This window comes from Shuttleworthella sp. MSX8B (genome assembly GCF_000524295.1).
GTDB classification, from domain to species: Bacteria; Bacillota; Clostridia; order Lachnospirales; family Lachnospiraceae; genus Shuttleworthia; species Shuttleworthia satelles.
Map to the genome: position 1 here is coordinate 115,829 of NZ_JAQT01000033.1, position 17,541 is coordinate 133,369.

At 54.0% G+C, this 17,541-nt stretch carries 15 protein-coding genes; all 15 read right to left on the reverse strand.

Annotated features, from left to right (window positions below; all coding sequences use genetic code 11):
* Window positions 1-370: 370 nt before the first annotated feature.
* The 15 genes from alaS to dltC all read right to left on the reverse strand — a co-directional run bounded on the left by alaS (window position 371) and on the right by dltC (window position 17,530).
* Complete coding sequence (gene alaS, locus HMPREF1508_RS08275; RefSeq protein ID WP_044961102.1) at window positions 371-3,049, reverse strand: alanine--tRNA ligase; 2,679 nt, start codon at window positions 3,047-3,049, stop codon at window positions 371-373.
* 159 nt (window positions 3,050-3,208) lie between these two features.
* The gene (gene rnhA, locus HMPREF1508_RS08280) at window positions 3,209-3,685 is read right to left on the reverse strand and encodes a ribonuclease HI (protein WP_044961104.1); all 477 of its coding nucleotides are present in this window, start codon (window positions 3,683-3,685) and stop codon (window positions 3,209-3,211) included.
* 3 nt (window positions 3,686-3,688) lie between these two features.
* Complete coding sequence (locus HMPREF1508_RS08285; RefSeq protein ID WP_049906949.1) at window positions 3,689-4,456, reverse strand: MBL fold metallo-hydrolase; 768 nt, start codon at window positions 4,454-4,456, stop codon at window positions 3,689-3,691.
* Complete coding sequence (locus tag HMPREF1508_RS08290; protein WP_044961106.1) at window positions 4,453-5,778, reverse strand: amidohydrolase family protein; 1,326 nt, start codon at window positions 5,776-5,778, stop codon at window positions 4,453-4,455. The genes HMPREF1508_RS08285 and HMPREF1508_RS08290 overlap by 4 nt, the downstream gene beginning before the upstream one ends.
* Window positions 5,775-6,620 (reverse strand): purine-nucleoside phosphorylase, encoded by an 846-nt coding sequence (locus HMPREF1508_RS08295; protein ID WP_044961108.1) that lies wholly within the window; start codon window positions 6,618-6,620, stop codon window positions 5,775-5,777. Before HMPREF1508_RS08295 ends, HMPREF1508_RS08290 begins: the two co-directional genes overlap by 4 nt.
* A 76-nt stretch (window positions 6,621-6,696) precedes the next feature.
* Complete coding sequence (locus tag HMPREF1508_RS08300) at window positions 6,697-7,683, reverse strand: diacylglycerol/lipid kinase family protein (RefSeq protein WP_044961110.1); 987 nt, start codon at window positions 7,681-7,683, stop codon at window positions 6,697-6,699.
* A 1-nt stretch (window position 7,684) separates the two neighbouring features.
* A complete protein-coding gene (locus HMPREF1508_RS08305) occupies window positions 7,685-9,118 on the reverse strand; it encodes a DEAD/DEAH box helicase (RefSeq protein WP_084640318.1) in 1,434 nt (477 codons plus the stop codon).
* 2 nt (window positions 9,119-9,120) lie between these two features.
* A complete protein-coding gene (locus HMPREF1508_RS10650) occupies window positions 9,121-9,249 on the reverse strand; it encodes a hypothetical protein (RefSeq protein ID WP_278244584.1) in 129 nt (42 codons plus the stop codon).
* A gap of 170 nt (window positions 9,250-9,419) precedes the next feature.
* Window positions 9,420-11,864, reverse strand: coding sequence for an alpha-galactosidase (locus HMPREF1508_RS08310; protein WP_084640319.1), 2,445 nt, complete (start codon window positions 11,862-11,864; stop codon window positions 9,420-9,422).
* Entirely contained in the window at window positions 11,861-13,297 is a 1,437-nt protein-coding gene (locus HMPREF1508_RS08315) for a glycoside-pentoside-hexuronide (GPH):cation symporter (RefSeq protein ID WP_044961111.1), read from the reverse strand. The genes HMPREF1508_RS08310 and HMPREF1508_RS08315 overlap by 4 nt, the downstream gene beginning before the upstream one ends.
* The gene (locus HMPREF1508_RS08320) at window positions 13,294-14,778 is read right to left on the reverse strand and encodes a DUF6937 domain-containing protein (RefSeq protein WP_044961239.1); all 1,485 of its coding nucleotides are present in this window, start codon (window positions 14,776-14,778) and stop codon (window positions 13,294-13,296) included. Before HMPREF1508_RS08320 ends, HMPREF1508_RS08315 begins: the two co-directional genes overlap by 4 nt.
* 55 nt (window positions 14,779-14,833) lie before the next feature.
* Complete coding sequence (locus HMPREF1508_RS08325) at window positions 14,834-15,400, reverse strand: TetR/AcrR family transcriptional regulator (RefSeq protein WP_044961240.1); 567 nt, start codon at window positions 15,398-15,400, stop codon at window positions 14,834-14,836.
* Between the two features lie 573 nt (window positions 15,401-15,973).
* Complete coding sequence (locus HMPREF1508_RS10260) at window positions 15,974-16,123, reverse strand: hypothetical protein (protein ID WP_156923213.1); 150 nt, start codon at window positions 16,121-16,123, stop codon at window positions 15,974-15,976.
* Window positions 16,104-17,294, reverse strand: coding sequence for a D-alanyl-lipoteichoic acid biosynthesis protein DltD (dltD, locus tag HMPREF1508_RS08330; RefSeq protein ID WP_044961113.1), 1,191 nt, complete (start codon window positions 17,292-17,294; stop codon window positions 16,104-16,106). Before dltD ends, HMPREF1508_RS10260 begins: the two co-directional genes overlap by 20 nt.
* Window positions 17,291-17,530, reverse strand: a complete 240-nt coding sequence (gene dltC, locus HMPREF1508_RS08335) for a D-alanine--poly(phosphoribitol) ligase subunit 2 (RefSeq protein ID WP_044961115.1) — start codon at window positions 17,528-17,530, stop codon at window positions 17,291-17,293. The genes dltD and dltC overlap by 4 nt, the downstream gene beginning before the upstream one ends.
* Window positions 17,531-17,541: the final 11 nt, after the last annotated feature.

Below are 17,541 nucleotides of genomic sequence, written 5' to 3' on the forward strand. Positions count from 1 at the left end.
TCCTTTTCCTCCTCTCCCCTTTGCAGAAGGATTTCTATGAGTCTCTTATTCCTTTATTTGAACTTGTCTCTTACTTCTCTATATGAACTCTGCTTTTTCTTCCTAAACGAGTTATAACATGCGTAACGTTATAATGCTATTAGCAAAACCCAACGAATACGAAATCCTCTTTTTGTGAAGCTCTTATACTTTTCACTTGTTTGCGAAACTATTTTTACCCCACTATAGAGAGAACGATAGAAAGAATCTCTTAAAGAAAATCGGACCCAGGAAGATCCCATCTGATGAAATCATCCTGAGTCCGAAACTCTTTCCGTAAAGGCATATCTGTCAGCGCGTCCGGCACAAGAAGCAATCCGGCAAATCCCTCCTAGGACAACTGTTCCTCAAGAACTCGCTCAGCCTCAGCCAGAGCCGCCGGGATCCCCGCCGGATTCTTGCCGCCGGCCTGCGCCATGTTGGGACGGCCTCCACCGCCTCCGCCTACGAGTCCCGCAATGCCCTTGATCAGGTTGCCGGCATGAGCACCCGCCTTCTGAGCGCCTTCTGTTGCGGTCGCCATGAGAACAACCTTACCGTCATTTGCGGAGGCGAGGAGGACAATGCCCTCTCCCAGTCTGGCCTTGAGCTGATCGCCCAGGTCGCGCAGGCCATTCATATCGACGCCCTCCAGGGCTTTTGCCAGGAACTTGATCCCCTTGATCTCCTTGACAGCATCCTCGACATTGCCAAGGGCCTCTTTTGCGGCGGCTGCCTTCATAGACTCCAGCTCCGCCTCCAGACCCTTGATCTCCTCCTGCATGTGCCCGATCTTCTCTACCAGATCAGAAGGCTTGGTCTTCGCCGCTGCGGCCGCTTCATTGAGTTCTCTCTCGATATCCTCGTAATAGGCAAAGACAGCTGGTCCGGTCAGGGCTTCAATCCGGCGGACGCCGGCGGAAGAACCCACCTCAGATATGATTTTAAAGGCCTGTATCTTACCGGTGCGCCCGACATGGGTTCCGCCGCAGAGCTCTGTGGAATAATCTCCCATCTCAACCACGCGGACTTCATCGCCGTATTTCTCTCCAAAAAGGGCCATCGCTCCGGTCTTCTTGGCATCCTCCTGGCTCATGATCTCTGTCACGACAGGAATATCAGCCGCGATGCGCTCATTGACCAGATCTTCAACCTTCCTGATCTCCTCCGTGGACATGGCGGAGAAATGGACGAAATCAAAGCGGAGCTTCTTGTCATCGACATAAGAGCCCTTCTGCTGCACATGATCTCCCAGTACCTCGCGCAGGGCCCTGTGAAGAAGATGGGTCGCCGAGTGATTCCTTGCGATATTGGCCCGGCGGTCGGCATCCACCTGAAGCGTCACCCAGTCGCCCACCTTGAGCATGCCGGAAATCATCTGCCCCACATGGCCGATGCGGCCGCCCAGCAAATGGATGGTCTCATCCACGCGAAAGGTCCCCTCTTCCGTCTCAATCAGACCGGAATCGCCCAGCTGACCGCCCATGGTGCCATAAAAGGGAGTCTCGTCCACAATCACGGTTCCCCTGCTGCCGTCGGTCAGAGCGTCAACCAATTCGCCGTACTTGTCCTCTGCCGGATTGACCTCCGTGGTCAGGACGCTGATTTTAGAGCTTGCCTCCAGCTTGTCATAGCCGACGAAAGAAGAGCTGATGGAATTATCGATATCGTCGTAGACCGTTGCTTCCTTCCCCATATAATTGGAGGCCTTGCGGGCGCCGCGGGCCTTGGCTCTTTGCTCCTCCATGGCCGCCGCAAAGCCCTCCCTGTCATAGGTCATCCCCTTCTCTTCCAGGATCTCCGCCGTCAGGTCAACCGGGAATCCATAGGTGTCATAGAGGCGGAATGCGTCTGCGCCGGAGAGAACTCTCTCTCCCCTAGCTGAAAGCTGATCCTCCAGCTGAGCCAGCATGGCCAGTCCCTGGTCGATGGTTGCGTTGAACTTTCTCTCTTCTTCCGTCAGGACACGACGGATAAACTCCTGTTTCTCGGCGAGTTCCGGATAACCGTCCCTGGACTCGCGAATTACAACGTCCGCAAGTCTGGCCATAAACTCGCCGGAAATCCCCAGCATGCGTCCGTGTCTGGACGCGCGGCGGATCAGACGGCGCAGGACATAGCCGCGGCCCTCGTTGGAGGGCATGATGCCGTCGGAGATCATAAAGGTTGTGGACCGGATGTGGTCCGTGATCAGGCGGATCGAAATGTCGTCCGAAGCATTTGCCTCATAGGTCTTATTGGACAGGGCGCAAACCTCATCCCGGATGGCCTTCATGGTGTCGATCTCGAAGACAGTCTCTACATCCTGCATGACAACCGCAAGGCGCTCCAGGCCCATGCCGGTGTCAATATTCTTCTGGACAAGCTCTGTATAATTGCCGTGGCCGTCATTATTGAACTGGGTAAAGACATTGTTCCAGATCTCCATGAAGCGGTCGCCCTCGCCGCCCATAACATCATCAGGGCCATTGCCGTACTTCTCTCCCCGGTCATAATAGATTTCAGAACAGGGTCCGCAGGGACCGGAGCCGTGCTCCCAGAAATTATCCGAGGCGCCGGTCTCGGGATCCTTGCCAAAGCGATAGACGTGATCAGGGGCGACCCCGACCTCCCGGGTCCAGATCTCATAGGCCTCGTCATCATCGATGAAAATGGTGGGATAGAGCCGGTCCGGCTCAAGCTTCAGCACCCTGGTTAAAAACTCCCAAGACCAGTGAATCGCCTCCCTCTTGAAGTAATCGCCGAAGGAAAAATTGCCCAGCATTTCAAAGAAGGTCAGATGACGGGCTGTCTTGCCGACATTCTCTATATCGCCGGTGCGGACGCACTTCTGGCAGGTGGTGACGCGGCGGCGGGGAGGAATCTCCTGTCCCGTGAAGTAGGGCTTTAAGGGCGCCATGCCCGCATTGATCAGCAGGAGGCTGTCGTCGTTGTGGGGCACCAGCGAGAAGCTCTTCATCACCAGATGTCCCTTGCTCTCAAAGAAGTCCAGATACATTCTTCGCAGCTGGTTTACACCGAATTTTTCCATGAAATACATCTCCTTATGCACCGTTCCTGGAAAACACTCCGCAGACCGGCTTATCTCTAATCCAATTGAGCGGGCAAATGCACGCATAACAACACAGCGGCTATCGTATGCGCGAGCCGCAGACATTCCATCGTCATGAATTATAGTGAATCGAATACTTCAATTCAACTCCACGTCATCACACAGATTTTCTCCGTCCGCGGCACTTGTAGCCAGAAAATCACAGCGCTCATTATAGGTCTGTCCGGCGTGTCCCTTGACCCAGTGGAAAGTCACCTGATGCGGAGCCATAAGCTCTAGAAGCTTCTTCCAGAGATCTATATTTTTCACTGCTTTCTTCCCGGCGGTTTTCCAGCCGTTCTTCTGCCACTTGTCAATCCAGTGCTCCTCAAAGGCCTTGACCACGTACTGGGAATCCGACCACAGGTCCACCTGACAGGGGCGTTTTAAAGCCTCCAGAGCCCGAATCACTCCCATGAGCTCCATGCGGTTGTTCGTGGTCTTCTTATAGCCGCAGGAGAGCTCCTTGGTGTGCTCCTGTCCCCTGGCATCCACATAGGATATGACCGCTCCGTAGCCGCCCGGCCCGTCCGGATTGCCCCGGGCCGCCCCGTCAGTGTAAATTGTCACTCGCATGAATCACTCCTCGATCTCAAAGATCATATTCTCCTGGGTCAGGTCTACAATCTTGTCTTTGAAATTTGCAGCCTGCGGCAGGCGCTTATACCTTTCAATCAGATCGTAGTCTCTCCACAGATGACAGGGGAAGACCAGGTCGCAGTCTATGTGCTCCAGAAAATAGTCCATGCCATAGGAGAAGCCCTCCTTCATGCGGGGATCCAGCACGACAAACGCAAGGTCGATATGCTTGCCCGCCAGCCGGTTGACCTCGTGCTTATAGGCCCGGCCGATGGTCTCACAGTAGAGTTCCCCCCGCTCGCCCCAGTTCCACCAGTGCAGGTCGCCGGCGTGGTAGATGTGAAGGCCTTCCGCTTCAATATAAAAGGCCACTCCCTCGTCTGTAGAGCGCAGGGTCTGAATCACAAGATCGTCGATGCGGTAAACAGAGACCGGAGAGACCCTGTGAATGCGTTTCTTAAACTCCCTGTCCCCTCTGTGTCCCAGCCGGGCTAAGAGATCCCTCGGGATATGGATATCATCGCTTAAAATATAGCTGATATCCGGGTGACGGGTTTTCTGCCAGGCCAGAACCTCCGGCGTCCAGTGATCCCTGTGCCGGTGACTGGCAAATACATAGAGCTTCTTGTCCTGGGGAAAGGCAGGGATCTTCCCTCCGAAAACCATGCGGTCAGACAGGGCATCCGGGGGGAAATAGTCAAAGAGAAGGAGGGTATGATCCAGTTCCACAAGATAGGAGCTGTGCTGAATATAAGTCACCTTGATCATTGGCCAAACCCCGCCTCCCGATTGATTCTCTGAATGATCTCGTTAGCCCTGGCGTAGATATCCCCCGGATCAAAACCGATATGGAAGCTCCCATTTTCGTAGAGAATCCTTCCGTCGACCATGGTCATCTTCACATTCTGCTTGCTCCCGGAATAGACCAGGTTCTTTAAGATGTCATTCTCTGGCTGCATATTGGGCTGTTTGAGATCAATCATAATCAAGTCGGCCTTCTTGCCCTCAGCCAGTCGATCGCAGTCCGTCAGTCCCATCGCTTTCGCCCCGCCGGCTGTCGCCATGTAGAGAACGTCCTCGGCCGGAACAGCGGAGGCATCCCTCTCCCGCACCTTGGCAAGAGCCGTTGTCAGATACATCTCCCTAAACATATCCAGGGCATTGTTGGATGAGGCTCCGTCGGTGCCGATCGCCAGAGAAATGCCCTCGTCAAGGAAGCGGCTGATCGGGGCGATCCCGGAGGCCAGCTTGAGGTTGGAGGCCGGATTGGTGACGGCAGTCAGCCCTCTCCTCTTATAGATCTCAAAATCCTCATCAGAGAACCAGATGCAGTGGTAACCGCCGCCGCCGTACTCATACATTCCCAGAGAATCTGTCAGCTGGGTCGGGGTCTTGCCCCAGCGATCGATACACTCCTTTACCTCCCTCTCTGTCTCAGAATTATGGAGAAAGACGGGACTTTTGTATTTCGACGCCAATTTGGCCACATCTTCCATCCGCTCCATGGAGGTCGTATATTCCGCATGGAATCCCACCACCATGGAGACGAGCTCCCCCATCTCATTTACCCGGCACATATTCTCCTCGACAGTCTCAATCGGCGCGCCGAAGTTATTAAAGCCGGGCACCAAAACCGTGCGAAATCCCGTGTCAACAGAGGCGCTGGCATTCATGGGCGGATAGAAGTACATATCGAAGTTGGACGTGATCCCGGACGTCAGATACTCCATGATGCCTAGAATATCCAGCCAGTAGATATCCTCCTCCCGCAGACAGTCCTCTCTGGGAAAAATCTGTTTGGTCAGCCAATCCTGCAGAGGCAGGTCATCCGCAACTGTGCGGACAAAAGTCATGGCCGTGTGGGTGTGCGCATTCTTAAATCCCGGCATCAGCAGATTGCCCTGGCAGTTCTCCTGCCGCTCCCAGACCAGGGGACTTTTCTCTGAAGCGACCTCCTGGGCCCGGCGGTCACGACCGTCCCCGATATAGACAATCTGATTTCCCTGTACCCAGAGCTCCCCCTCGATCAGGGCAGGCCTTTCCCTATCATCCAAGGTCATGAACCTGGCATTATAAAATCGGATATTCATCTCGCCTCTCTCTTTCCCTTTGACATTTTCTCAATGGAGCCCTTCACAAGTCTTGTGAATTTCTCCGCCACGATCCTGCCGGCCTCGATAACCTCCTCCTCCGACAGAGGCTTAGGGCTGATCCCGGCCGCCATGTTGGAAATGCAGGAGACGCCGACCACACGCATTCCCATGTGTCTGGCCGCAACCGCCTCACAGGCGGTAGACATGCCGACGGCATCCGCTCCCATGGCACTGGCCGCGCGGATCTCCGCCGGCGACTCATACTGGGGCCCTCTTGTCTGCAGATAGACCCCTTCCTTAAGGCGGATTCCCTCCTTTTCCGCCGTATCCCTGATCAGATCGGACAGGCCGGGATCATAGATATGGCTCATGTCCGGGAATCGGATTCCCAGCTGAGAAATATTTGCCCCGCGCAGGGGAGAAGGCAGGAGGAAGGAAATCTGGTCGCGAATCAGCATGAGGTCTCCCGCAGCAAGGCCCCGGCGAATGCCCCCGGAGGCATTGGTCAGAAAAAGGATCTTAGCCCCCATCAGCTTCATCAGACGGATCGGCATAACCACCTCTTCCATCTCATAGCCCTCATAGTAATGAATCCTTCCCTGCATGACGACGGTCGGCGTCCCGGCCACATGGCCAAAGACATAGCGTCCCACATGCCCCGGCGCCGTCGACTGCGGAAATCCCGCAATCTCCTGATAGGGAATCAAACCCTCCATCTGCATGCTGTCAGCGAAATCACCCAAACCGGACCCCAGAACCAGAGCCACCCTGGGTGTGAAGGGAATGCGATCCCGTATGCTCTCATAAGCCCTCAGCACTTGTTCATAAGTCGAATCCATATAACCTCCTCTCCTGTTTTTTACAGACGCTCGACCCCTGAGACCGGGCCGCAAAAAAGTCTGACCAGACAAAGTATTATATAAAAATCCGCAGCTTTCCCGGCAGACAGGTGATTCTGATCTTTCGATGCATGCCAAGATCCTCCCCGTCTGAGTGAACCGGCAGGGCTTCTTCCATATGAATCTGCAGACTCTTCGTCTCTATCTGATGCACGCCGGGCAGGATTTTGTGCATTCGAAAGAGAAAGCCGGGCAGCATGATCAGGGCGAGCAGGCGGGGCACAGAATCCGCCAGACAGATACCGAACTTCCCGTCGAAGGCATTTGCTCCGGGATACATGGGGACGCCTCCTCCTTCAGCCGCCTGATTCATAGCAGCCACGAAGATCATGTTCTCGACTTCAAGACAGCTGCGGCCTTTTTCTTTCCGATAGAAAACCCTCCCCCGGTAGAGGGGCATGGAGAGAATGGTCTGCAGGGTCTTAGTCAGATAGGACAGCCGCCCCAAATGAAGCTTATTCAAGATCCCCTTCATATACATGTGGTCTACTCCCCTGCAGACAGCGGCATCAAAGCCCATGCCACAGGAAATGGCGAAAAGACGGCTGTTCCCGTCGTCCAGCTCAACCCGCCCCAGATCCATCCTGCGAACCCGGCTCTCAGACTCTGCTGCCCTTTCTCTGTCGTGACAATCGGTCAGAATGTCCTCCAGCCTCGCCAGCGGGTCCTTATTGGTAATTCCAAGTCCCCGCCCCAGGTCATTGCCGCTGCCCAGAGGAATCATTGCCAGATTCACCTTATCGAAGTCATGCATACCGTTGATCACCTCGTTAAAGGTGCCGTCCCCCCCGACCGCGACAATGATCGAGCGCAGGCCACAGCGATCAAAATCAGCGGCCGCCTGGTCTGACAGCTGATCCGCCAGCTGCACGGCATGGCCCGCGAACCGGGTCATATGGATTTGGGCAGAGACCTCTCTCTCGTTCAGCCGATGACTGATTTTCTCCCAGGCCTTCATGCTCTGCCCGCTTCTGGAATGTATGTTGGCAATGAAGTAAAACATATTAGCGTCCTCTCCCCTGCCCGTAATAAGAGCCGGAATATCCTCCTCTTCCTCTGGACTCGTCGCTGATATTCTCCCTCTCAGACCGCCCGTTATTGATATTGGGCATGGGGCGGGGCCCCTGGTCCCTGCGCCTTCTTCCGCGGCCGCTCCCGGAAGCGCCGCCCGCCTTTTGCCTGCGGTCTGCGTGTCCCTGGCGGTTCCTGCTGCCGGTCTTGTGACCGCTCTTTCCGGCATTTTTCTGGCCTCCGGACCGATATCCGCTCCGACCATGTCTTGTGCGCCCTCCCTTTCCCTTTCTGGCCTTTCTCTCCAGAGGAAGGGACCATTGCGTCTGAAGCTCCGGAATGGGCTTCTCCAAAAGCTCCTCTACCTCACGCAGGGCGTCCAGCTCCGCCTCACAGCAGAGGGTAATGGCGATACCGCTCTCCCCCGCGCGACCGGTACGACCGATACGGTGGATGTAGGCGCCGGCCTCCTCCGGCACATCATAGTTGAAGACATGGGACAGCTTGGGGATATCCAGGCCTCTTGCAGCCACGTCCGTAGCCACCATAACCCTGACCTTGCCGGACTTAAAGCGATTCAGGGCATCCTGCCTCTGCCCCTGGGTCTTATCCCCGTGGATCGCCACAGACTCAATTCCCCGACGCTTTAATTCCCTAGACAGCTTATCGGCCCCGTGCTTGGTTCTGGTAAAGACAATCGCGCTCTCCACCGCCTCGTCTGTCAGCAGGGAGGCAATGATCTCCCTCTTGTCCTCTCGGCTGCTGAAAATGAGCTTCTGCTCGACCGTATCGGCCGCCTCATTCTCTGGAGTCACCTGAACCTGGGCCGGATCCTTCAGCATCCGATCCGCCAGCTGGCGAACCTCCTTCTCCATGGTGGCCGAGAACATAAGCGTCTGCCGCTTAGATGGCGTACTCTCAACAATGCGGCTGACATCCGGGAGAAATCCCATATCCAGCATCCGGTCCGCCTCATCTAAGACCAGGATTTCCACAGAGCTCAGGTCCACCAGGTCCTGGCCCATGAAGTCCAGCAGCCGTCCCGGTGTAGCGACCAGGATATCCGCCCCCCTGCGCAGAGCTCCGATCTGAGGTCCCCTCTTTGCGCCCCCGTAGAGACAGACCGTCCTCAGATGCAGATATCTCCCGTATTTTTTGAAATTATCAAAGATCTGAATGGCCAATTCACGCGTGGGGGTAAGCACCAGGGCTCTGACCCTGGGTCTCTTTAAAAGCGTGAGCTTGTGTAAAACAGGCAGGGCGAATGCCGCCGTTTTCCCGGTGCCGGTCTGCGCGCAGCCGATCATATCCCGCCCCTCTAAGATGACAGGGATGGACTCTTCCTGGACGGGCGTCGGCTCCTCATAGCCCGCCTTTCGAATCGCGCTGAGCAGGTCTTTTTTTAGTCCAAATTCACTAAATTTCAAGTTTACTCCTCTTCTGAACCCCTGATCGGGCTCTTGATCTCTTTTGGAATCCCGAGAAGAACCATTCCAAAGAAGTCATTTCGAATCCCAAAAAAGACACTGACCGGGGCCTCCCGAATCAGTGTCTGCACAAAAAATCCGCCGACTTGTTTCTTGCTCTCGAGAATATACTTGCATAATCATAGTGTTTTTTTCTCGAATGTGCAAGATTCCGCCATCCCAGACGCGATCCGCCATTTCGCCATCCGGAATCTCCCCGGACATATCGGTCTGCGTGCCAGGTATACCGGTCCCGGCCCTCTTACGAATAAAATCCCTGTGAATCAACTTCCTCCATAAAATAGAGTCTGCAGGCAAAATCGGGCAGATAGCGAACCCGCTCATCAAATCCGGTCCCCACAAAGTTCTGCCCGCATGCCAGCCCGGCCATCAGGGCATCCCCGTAAGCTGTGAGATCCTCTGTCTCCCCCTTAAGCTGAACGAATCCGGCGATCACATTGTGGAGAAGCCCCCCCTCTCTTACATGTAGAGGGGTCTGCTGATTGATCAAAGACCCCATAGCCCTCACATCCACCTTCTGGGGCCGGTTGAAGAAATGATATCTTCGCGCGGGATCCAGCCCCCTCGGATAGAAGAAGGAGAGATCTTCTCCCGCCCGGTTCACGGTTCTGCTGTAAAAACCGACCGCCCGACTTCTATCGGCAGAGACGATCGTCCAGTCCGTCTCATTATCTCCTCTTCCCCGGTAGAACTGTCCCGACTGGAGAATATGGCGGTACTTCTTGTAGAGGCTGATCTGTGATCGGATCTTCTCCTTCTCTTCCCTGGGCAGATCCCTCAAATTGAGCTCGTAGCCCAGATTCCCGAAGGCCGCCACGGCAAAGCGGGTATCCAGAGACGTTCTCCGCAGGGTCTGATGATTCGGGCTGGCGGAGACATGCGATCCGAAGCAGATCTGGGGATAGCCGTAAGAGTATCCCCTCTGTATGTCGATTCGGGCCACCGGATCCGTATCATCAGAGCCCCAGATCTGCGGGAAATAAGAGAGAATCCCCAGGTCGAAGCGATTGCCCCCGGCGGCGCAGCCCTCAAAGAGAATTTCCGGGAAGCTCTCTGTCAGCTCCTTCATCATGCGATAGAGACCGAGAACATAGCGATGGCCTGTCTCCTGCTGCCGCGCAAAGGGCAGGGCCGGAGAATAAACATCTGAGAAGATCCGGTTCATGTCCCACTTGACGTAGTTGATTTCAGCGGAAGAAAAAAGTTCCTTCAACCGACGGATCATTTCATCCACGACCTGCGGATTGGCCAGGTCCAGGATTCTCTGATTCCGTCCCTCTGCCTGACTCTCTCTCCTCCAGGGCAATTCCATGGTCCAGTCAGGATGCTGTCGATAGAAGTCGGAGTCTGTATTGACCATCTCCGGCTCCACCCAGATTCCAAAATCCAGGCCCAGACCATGGATCTGGTCTGCCAGAGATTTCAGACCTCCCGGCAGCTTCTTTGGATCAGGCGTCCAGTCTCCCAGGGATCGATGATCATCTGTCCGCTCCCCAAACCAGCCGTCGTCCATGACAAAAAGCTCTATCCCCAGACGAGCCGCCTCCCTGCCGAGGCTGAGCAGTTTTTTCTCTGAGATATCGAAGTAATGGGACTCCCAGCTGTTGAGGAGGATGGGCCTGTCCTTCTTAGCCCAGATTCCCCTGAGGATATGCTCCCTCACAAAGCTGTGCATATTGGCGCTGATCCCGTTGAATCCGCGATCGCTGTAGGTCAGAACCCCCTCCGGACTCTCGAAGGAATCGCCGGGGGAGAGCTGCCAGGAGAAGTCCTCGGGACTAATACCTGCCAGCACACGCACAAGTCCGGCTGCCGTCCGCTCAACAGCAGCATAGTGGTTCCCGGAGTAAATCAGATTAAAGGCATAGGCCTCCCCCCGATCCTCCCCGCAATCCGGGCTTAGGAGCATAAAGAAGGGATTGCAGCGGCTGGAGGAGGTTCCGGCACGGCTGGTCATGGACCATTTCCCCACGGTCAGGGGCTGACGCTTCTGATTCATCTCGTGGGCCCAGCCGCCGTCAAAGGCGATGACATCCAGAGCGCGCGGTCTCAGATCCAGCCCGTAACTCATCAGACGGCGGATCACAAGCTCCTCCCCGCTCTCATTGGTCAGAAGAGCCCTTCGGGTGATGACATCCTTTTCAGAAAAAAGAGCATAGTAGAGATCCAGCCGATTTTTGCTCAACCGGTCCCGCAGAGTGATCCTGACCTCCTCAACCCCGTCCGACTCCTTACTCTTTCGGCTTTCATCTCCGGCATCATCTGATTGCTCCCCGGGCGCGTCCGACTGCCCGGCTTTTGCCCAGGCGGACGGCATGGTCGCCATCGCGCTCTTTCCCTTTTGAAGCTCGCAGGACTCATAGACCCAGTCCGCACTGCGGTTTCCCCTGGCGTCCACGAGCTCAATCATGGGTTCCCTGGGGTCTCCCTTTCCGGGCGACGTCCACTCCAGACAAGTACTCTCCAGAGAGAAATCCGGCCGCGTATTGTCATATAATATCGTATTCCCCGGCGCGAATGCCCGCTTGGGAATCAGGGGGTCAAGATCGGACTTCCTTTCCACCCGCAGTTTCCCGCCATAATAGAGATGCTCTAAATGTCCCGTCACAAGCACCCGAAAGATATAGGCGCTTTGCCTGCCCTCTAAGATAAAAACGGGCCGATCTCTTCCAATGATACGAATCATGACCGCTCCTTCTCTCTCAGCTGCTCGCTGATCTCCTCCAACCTGGCATCCGTCAGGACATACTTTTTGCGGAACCAGAAAAAGGCAATCATCAGACCCGCGATGGGAATCAGGGTCATCACCATGCGAAGCCCCATCTTGGATGCCATGGAGACACCGGCCGAGAAATCCACACTCTGATCTGCGCTTCTGGTGGCCGTGGAGCTTAAGCGGAAGGCCTGGAGGGCCAGGGACGCGACCAAAGCGGCCAGGCCCGAGGCCAGCTTCACAACAAAGGTCTGCATGGAAAAGATGACTGACTCATCTCTTCTGCCCCTGATCAGCTGCCCGTAATCGACGGTATTGGCCAGAAAAATCGTAGTCAGAACATTGTTCATGCCGCTCGCCGCCATGATCAGGACGCCCGGGATCAGCAGAAGGGCCAGATGATTCTGCCCCAGGCTCGCGATCGCAAAGAGAATGATGTATCCCAGCATGGACATGGCAAGACTGATGTAGAAGATTCGGATGGAACTGACAAAGCGGCGAAGCAGAGGATAGAGAACCATCATGGCCAGAATTTGCGCCGCGCCCGCGACCATATTAAAGCCCGTGTAGGACTGGTACCAGGCAATTCCTCCAAAATCATACTTGAAGAAATAAAGGACAAGATTCGATGTGATATAGAGGGCGGAGTTCACCAGGACAATGGTGACAACCACGCACATAGCCTGATCATTGGAGATCAAAGCCCGAAACATCTGTCCCAGGCTTGCGGTTTCCATATCAACGGTAGACTTCTCTTTGATCGCCAGGCAGGTAATGGCAATAAAGATCACAAATAAAACCGCGACAATCAGGGCGAAGATCTGAAAACCGACCCGCTCCACCTCCTGCGAACCGGATCCATGTCCGAAAGCGTCTCCCAGGGCATGCACTAAAATCATGGTGAAAATCGTAACCAGAGCGCTCCCCACACCGGAGCAGGACCGGGCCAGAGTTGTCAGCCCCTCCCTCTCTTTGCCCCCTTTGGTGAAGGCTGGGATCATAGACCAGAAGGGAATATCCATCATTGTATAGGTCACGCCCCAGAGAACATAGCTGATGGCCGCATAGGCAATCATCCCTCCTGCGTCCAGGCTGGGCGGCGCGGAAAACATCAGATATAAGACGATGGCATTGGTCAGTGTTCCTAAAAACATCCAGGGACGAAACCTGCCCCAGCGGGTTCTGGTTTTCGCCACAATGACCCCCATGATCGGATCATTGAAGGCGTCGAAGACACGGGCCGCCAGCAGGATAAGCCCCATAGCAGCCGCGGAAACTCCCATAATATCCTGAAAATAGTAGAGAATATAAGAGGCAGACAGCATATAGACCATATCCTTGCCGACCGCGCCCAGGCCATAAGAGGCCTTCTCCCGTCCAGTCAGTTGCTTTTCGTTTTCCATCATGATTTCTCCCTCAAATGCATGGCCAGTTCAACCGCCCGATAAGCTCCGTTGTACAGACCGCTGTCCTTATTCCTCTGTATATTCTCGCACATGCGGATCAATTCCCGGTTCTCTCCTAAAAAGAGGTCAGTCATTTGCAAAATATGGGGAATATCCCGGCACTCCAGGCTCCCGTCCCCCATCTCCGCGGAGTGAATCGCCCCCCACATCTCATGCTTTCCCACCCGGCGGATAAAAAGCTTGGGCACCGGATAGAAGGCCAGCTCGGACGGCTTGGTCACCAGCAGGTCACAGGACCGCATGAGCAGATTAGTGATATAGACCGCCTCAAAAATATTTCTGTGATAGAAGGCGTGAACCCCCTCGACGGAGTCAGTCAGGGCTCCATCCGCAAACGCCGCGGCCTCCTCAAAATTCAAAAAGTGCTCTGTCGCGCACCTGCCCAATTCTGGAATGTCCGCGAGCAGCTCCTCCCAGACATTGCGATAATCTCCGACATTCACATAGAGGGCGGCCCGCTGATTTCGAACGGCCGGAAGCAGATGGCGGATAATAGCGCCAAAAAGATCTCTCTGAGCTCCCGCTCCGCCGATGGTCAGAAGAAAGCGCATGGGCTCCCCTCTCTTCTTTCTCTCAATCCTCGCCTGGCAGTCTGTCTGCACATTGGCGACAATTTCATGATCCACATAGTGTCCCGTATAAATGAGCTGGTCCGGCGGAATGGACCTTAAGACCTTCTTCTTGGCGAAGCCATAAAGGGTGCGGTAGCCCTGGTAGGCGTAGTTGCACTGAACCGTGTGAAGGCTCCCCTCCGCCAGGTGCAGAGCCATGGGCCAGTTGTCAGGAATGGCATTGACCACATACCGCATTCCCCCGTGCAGGGCAGCCTGAGCCGGCCACACATGGGTAGCGAGAAGGGGGATGTCCTTGGGAATCTCCCGAAAGAGGGGGGCCATCAGTTCCGCTTTCTTCTGATCGGAGGCATTGTAGGTCAGGGCCCGAAAACCCTCGTAATTCATGGGCTCCCAGACCAGCTTGTTAAAAACCCTGAAACGGGACAGACGAGAGCCCAGAGAATAGAGGTCATTCTGGGCGCTGATCAGCTTGGTCGCTGTCGTCTGCGGATAAGAATTCAAGTCCATCCAGTATGGGGTGTAGCCAAGCGCATGAGCCGCGGACGCCATCGCCATGGAGATGCGGTAATGGCCGAATCCCATACGGATATTCCCCACGATCAGTCCCTTTCTGTGATCGAAGTCCGCGGGCCCGATCTGTTCTCCGGACCGAAGGGCCTGTCCCAGTCGAATATCCTTTACGCCCAGCCGTTCCCCAATGACCGGATTGTCCTCAATTTCCACCGGATAAATCTCTCTGCTGTCATCGCCAAATTTCCTGGCATATTTCTCCTTGGAATGTACAGCCCTCTGATAATCTCTCCTGGCAATGGCATTGCCAAAAATCTCCCTGGATCTCTCTGTCATATCCTTCTCCCGCTTCCTTCTGCCGACTGATTTTCTCAGCTTCCGGCTCTTCTTCTCAGTTCTTAATCCCATCAATGATCAGGCTTGCGACCTCTTCAAGAGCCTCATTATAGTCCAGCTCCATCTCAGCCGCCCTGTCTCCATAGAGCAGGCTCTCGATTGTAGATTCATAAATCACCTTGATTACACTGGGATTAACGGGCCGAAGCTGCCTCTCTTCTATCCCTCTTTGGATCAGCTCAAAGGTGGGCTCCCAGTTGCTCTCTATGCGGCTCTCCATGCGTTGATATGGCCTCGGATACTTTTCCCGGAAGCGAAAGAGTTCCGCAAAGTTAATCCCCCTGGCCTCAACCGGCAGCACACAGAGAATTCCTCTGAGCTTGTCCACAACAGGCAGATCCCTGTCATCTAAAATAATCTTCTGATCCTTGGCGACCTGGTCAAAGACATTATCGACCAGGTCCGTCAGTATGGCCTCCTTATCCGGGAAGACCTTATAAATGGTCTTCTTGCTCATAGACAGACACCTGGCCAGATCATCCATGGTAAATCTGGCTCCTTTTTCCTTGAGTACTTTCAAACTTCCTGTCAGAATTTTACTTCTTACCGCTTTCCTATCCATTTTCCCCTCATCCAGAAACATTATCTCAAATATTCGTTTCCTACATTGTACCATCCGAAGATCTGACTGCCCTCTGCATTTTTTAACAAAAAAAATGACAGCCGATTGTGAAATCTGCTGTCGAAAAGGGGGGTATTCAAAATTGGTTGCGGAAGAAATCTCTATGAAAAGGGGGTATTGTCATGAAAGAAAGGGGAACTGCCACAACCGGGGATATTGCTTCTTTCTGTCCCGTCTTGTTCTCCGGAACAATAGTATCTTACATCTTGGCTTATGCATTGTCAACAGTTTTTATTCGCATTTTTTATGCATAACATCTAAAAATCTTCTCTTTCTATGTTTGCTTTGCCTCCCCGTTTCTCTTCCGCGCAAAATAATATACAATTTCTCCCCGTCTAAATTGTCTAATATATCCAGTTCCCTCTGATTTTCATTCTTTTTCTGAGGGATAGGCCCATAACAGAACGCACACTCTGTGAGGATTAGTAGTCATATCCCTCAACCAGTCCTGAAACAATGACCGGGTGTTCCCCACTGTAATCCACGACAATCGGGGGCATTCCGGCTCGTGGGTCAGAATGCCGCATAAGTAAAACCCGGTGTGGCCAGACCGCTCCCCAGAATTGCAAAGAGATAAAGAACCACCATCAGAGCCAGATAGATCCCTGTATATTTCCAGAACTTGCGGTCAGTCAGTCTCTGCTTAATCTTTGTAAAAATCATAGATTGCCTCGCTGATATAAGTCCATCCCAGTGACCAGGGATGGTAGACATCTGCCATAAAATAGGGGGTGTATTCATGAGCGCTTAAGTCTACGCATTTGGCTCCGTAATCGGCTGCGCTCTTCACAATCTTCTGGTAGACCAGATCGCGATTTGCTCTTGGCATACCGGTCGCGTCATACCAGTAACCACTGACAGGCAGAATAATCACCTGCGTCTGTATCCCCAACTCCTTGGCTACCTGTAAGAAGAGTTCAAAATCTTCCTGCTCCCTGACAGAGGTCCACTGCTCATTCTTATGTACCTGATCCCCGGCCTGGTAATTCTTCTGATAGCTCTTTCGCCAGGTCTCATTCATTACATAGAGAGGATTATCTGACTGGGAAGCCGTATCCTTGATTGCCTGCTCCTTCATCCTCTCCCAATCCACACTCCCATCCTCTTTCAGATAGGAATGAACGGTCGCATCCTCCGGCCCAATATTCTTGTCTGCCTTTTTCGCATTCTTCAGCTTGAGCACCGCTGCGGCAAAATTCTCCTGATCCCCTCGATTCATTGCCAGAAGATCCGCGGCAATCCGCTCGGCTCCAGAGGCATTTTCAGCAGCATAAGCCCTGTTATAGAGTCTCACACGTGTAGCAAGTCCTGCGTCCCCCTCCGCAAGTTCCATCGCCCGGCCGGCAATTTTCTGCCGGGTCTCAGCGGAGAGTCGGTCATTCTTCAGCAGAGCCAGATAGGCCGTGTCTGAAAAATGCTGTTTGAAGGCAGCTGTCGTAACCCCGGTTCCTGAAAACCAGGTTGGGGAAGCCAAAAGCGTCACTTTCTTCGGAGATTTCTTCCCGGCAATAGCTCCCAAACTGATGGCGTCCTGCAGCGACTGCACTGCCGGATATCCCACTGTCATGGAGTTCACCTGCTGTCTGGTAAACATATGACTGATATGATAGGGTTCATCCGTCCAAGTCCCCAATTCGGAAGACCCGAAGATGGGCATCGTATCCTCATCCATATTGTCAGTCAGAGCTGCCAGAGACTTGTTTCGGAAGTCACTGTAGAAGAAGCGAAACCCATCTCCTCCCCGCAGATCAATCCGGTTCATCATCAGATGAAAACCGGCCAGAAAGAGGACAAAGAGAACCAGCGCCATAAAAAATGCCTGGATTCGTCTCATGCCTGCTCCATCTTCGACTTAACGACAGCGATAATCTTAGCTGGCGTGTCCATTTCCTCTCTGCTGTACTCCGCGGGAGCAATCACCACGCCGAATTCCTCCTCAATATCGACCAGAAGCTCCATGTATCCCAGGGAGTCAATCAGACCTTCTGCATCAATATTAATATCGGGTTCTTCCTTGACCACATCATCCTCACAAATTTCTGCCAGAATCTCCAGTAATTTCTCTTCCATCTTTTCCTGCT

Coding starts and splice junctions, on each gene's coding strand:
- alaS (WP_044961102.1), bottom strand. CDS start 3,049: ATGGAAAAATTCGGTGTAAACCAGCTGCGAAGAATGTATCTGGACTTC.
- rnhA (WP_044961104.1), bottom strand. CDS start 3,685: ATGCGAGTGACAATTTACACTGACGGGGCGGCCCGGGGCAATCCGGAC.
- HMPREF1508_RS08285 (WP_049906949.1), bottom strand. CDS start 4,456: ATGATCAAGGTGACTTATATTCAGCACAGCTCCTATCTTGTGGAACTG.
- HMPREF1508_RS08290 (WP_044961106.1), bottom strand. CDS start 5,778: ATGAATATCCGATTTTATAATGCCAGGTTCATGACCTTGGATGATAGG.
- HMPREF1508_RS08295 (WP_044961108.1), bottom strand. CDS start 6,620: ATGGATTCGACTTATGAACAAGTGCTGAGGGCTTATGAGAGCATACGG.
- HMPREF1508_RS08300 (WP_044961110.1), bottom strand. CDS start 7,683: ATGTTTTACTTCATTGCCAACATACATTCCAGAAGCGGGCAGAGCATG.
- HMPREF1508_RS08310 (WP_084640319.1), bottom strand. CDS start 11,864: ATGATTCGTATCATTGGAAGAGATCGGCCCGTTTTTATCTTAGAGGGC.
- HMPREF1508_RS08315 (WP_044961111.1), bottom strand. CDS start 13,297: ATGATGGAAAACGAAAAGCAACTGACTGGACGGGAGAAGGCCTCTTAT.
- HMPREF1508_RS08320 (WP_044961239.1), bottom strand. CDS start 14,778: ATGACAGAGAGATCCAGGGAGATTTTTGGCAATGCCATTGCCAGGAGA.
- HMPREF1508_RS08325 (WP_044961240.1), bottom strand. CDS start 15,400: ATGGATAGGAAAGCGGTAAGAAGTAAAATTCTGACAGGAAGTTTGAAA.
- HMPREF1508_RS10260 (WP_156923213.1), bottom strand. CDS start 16,123: ATGATTTTTACAAAGATTAAGCAGAGACTGACTGACCGCAAGTTCTGG.
- dltD (WP_044961113.1), bottom strand. CDS start 17,294: ATGAGACGAATCCAGGCATTTTTTATGGCGCTGGTTCTCTTTGTCCTC.
- dltC (WP_044961115.1), bottom strand. CDS start 17,530: ATGGAAGAGAAATTACTGGAGATTCTGGCAGAAATTTGTGAGGATGAT.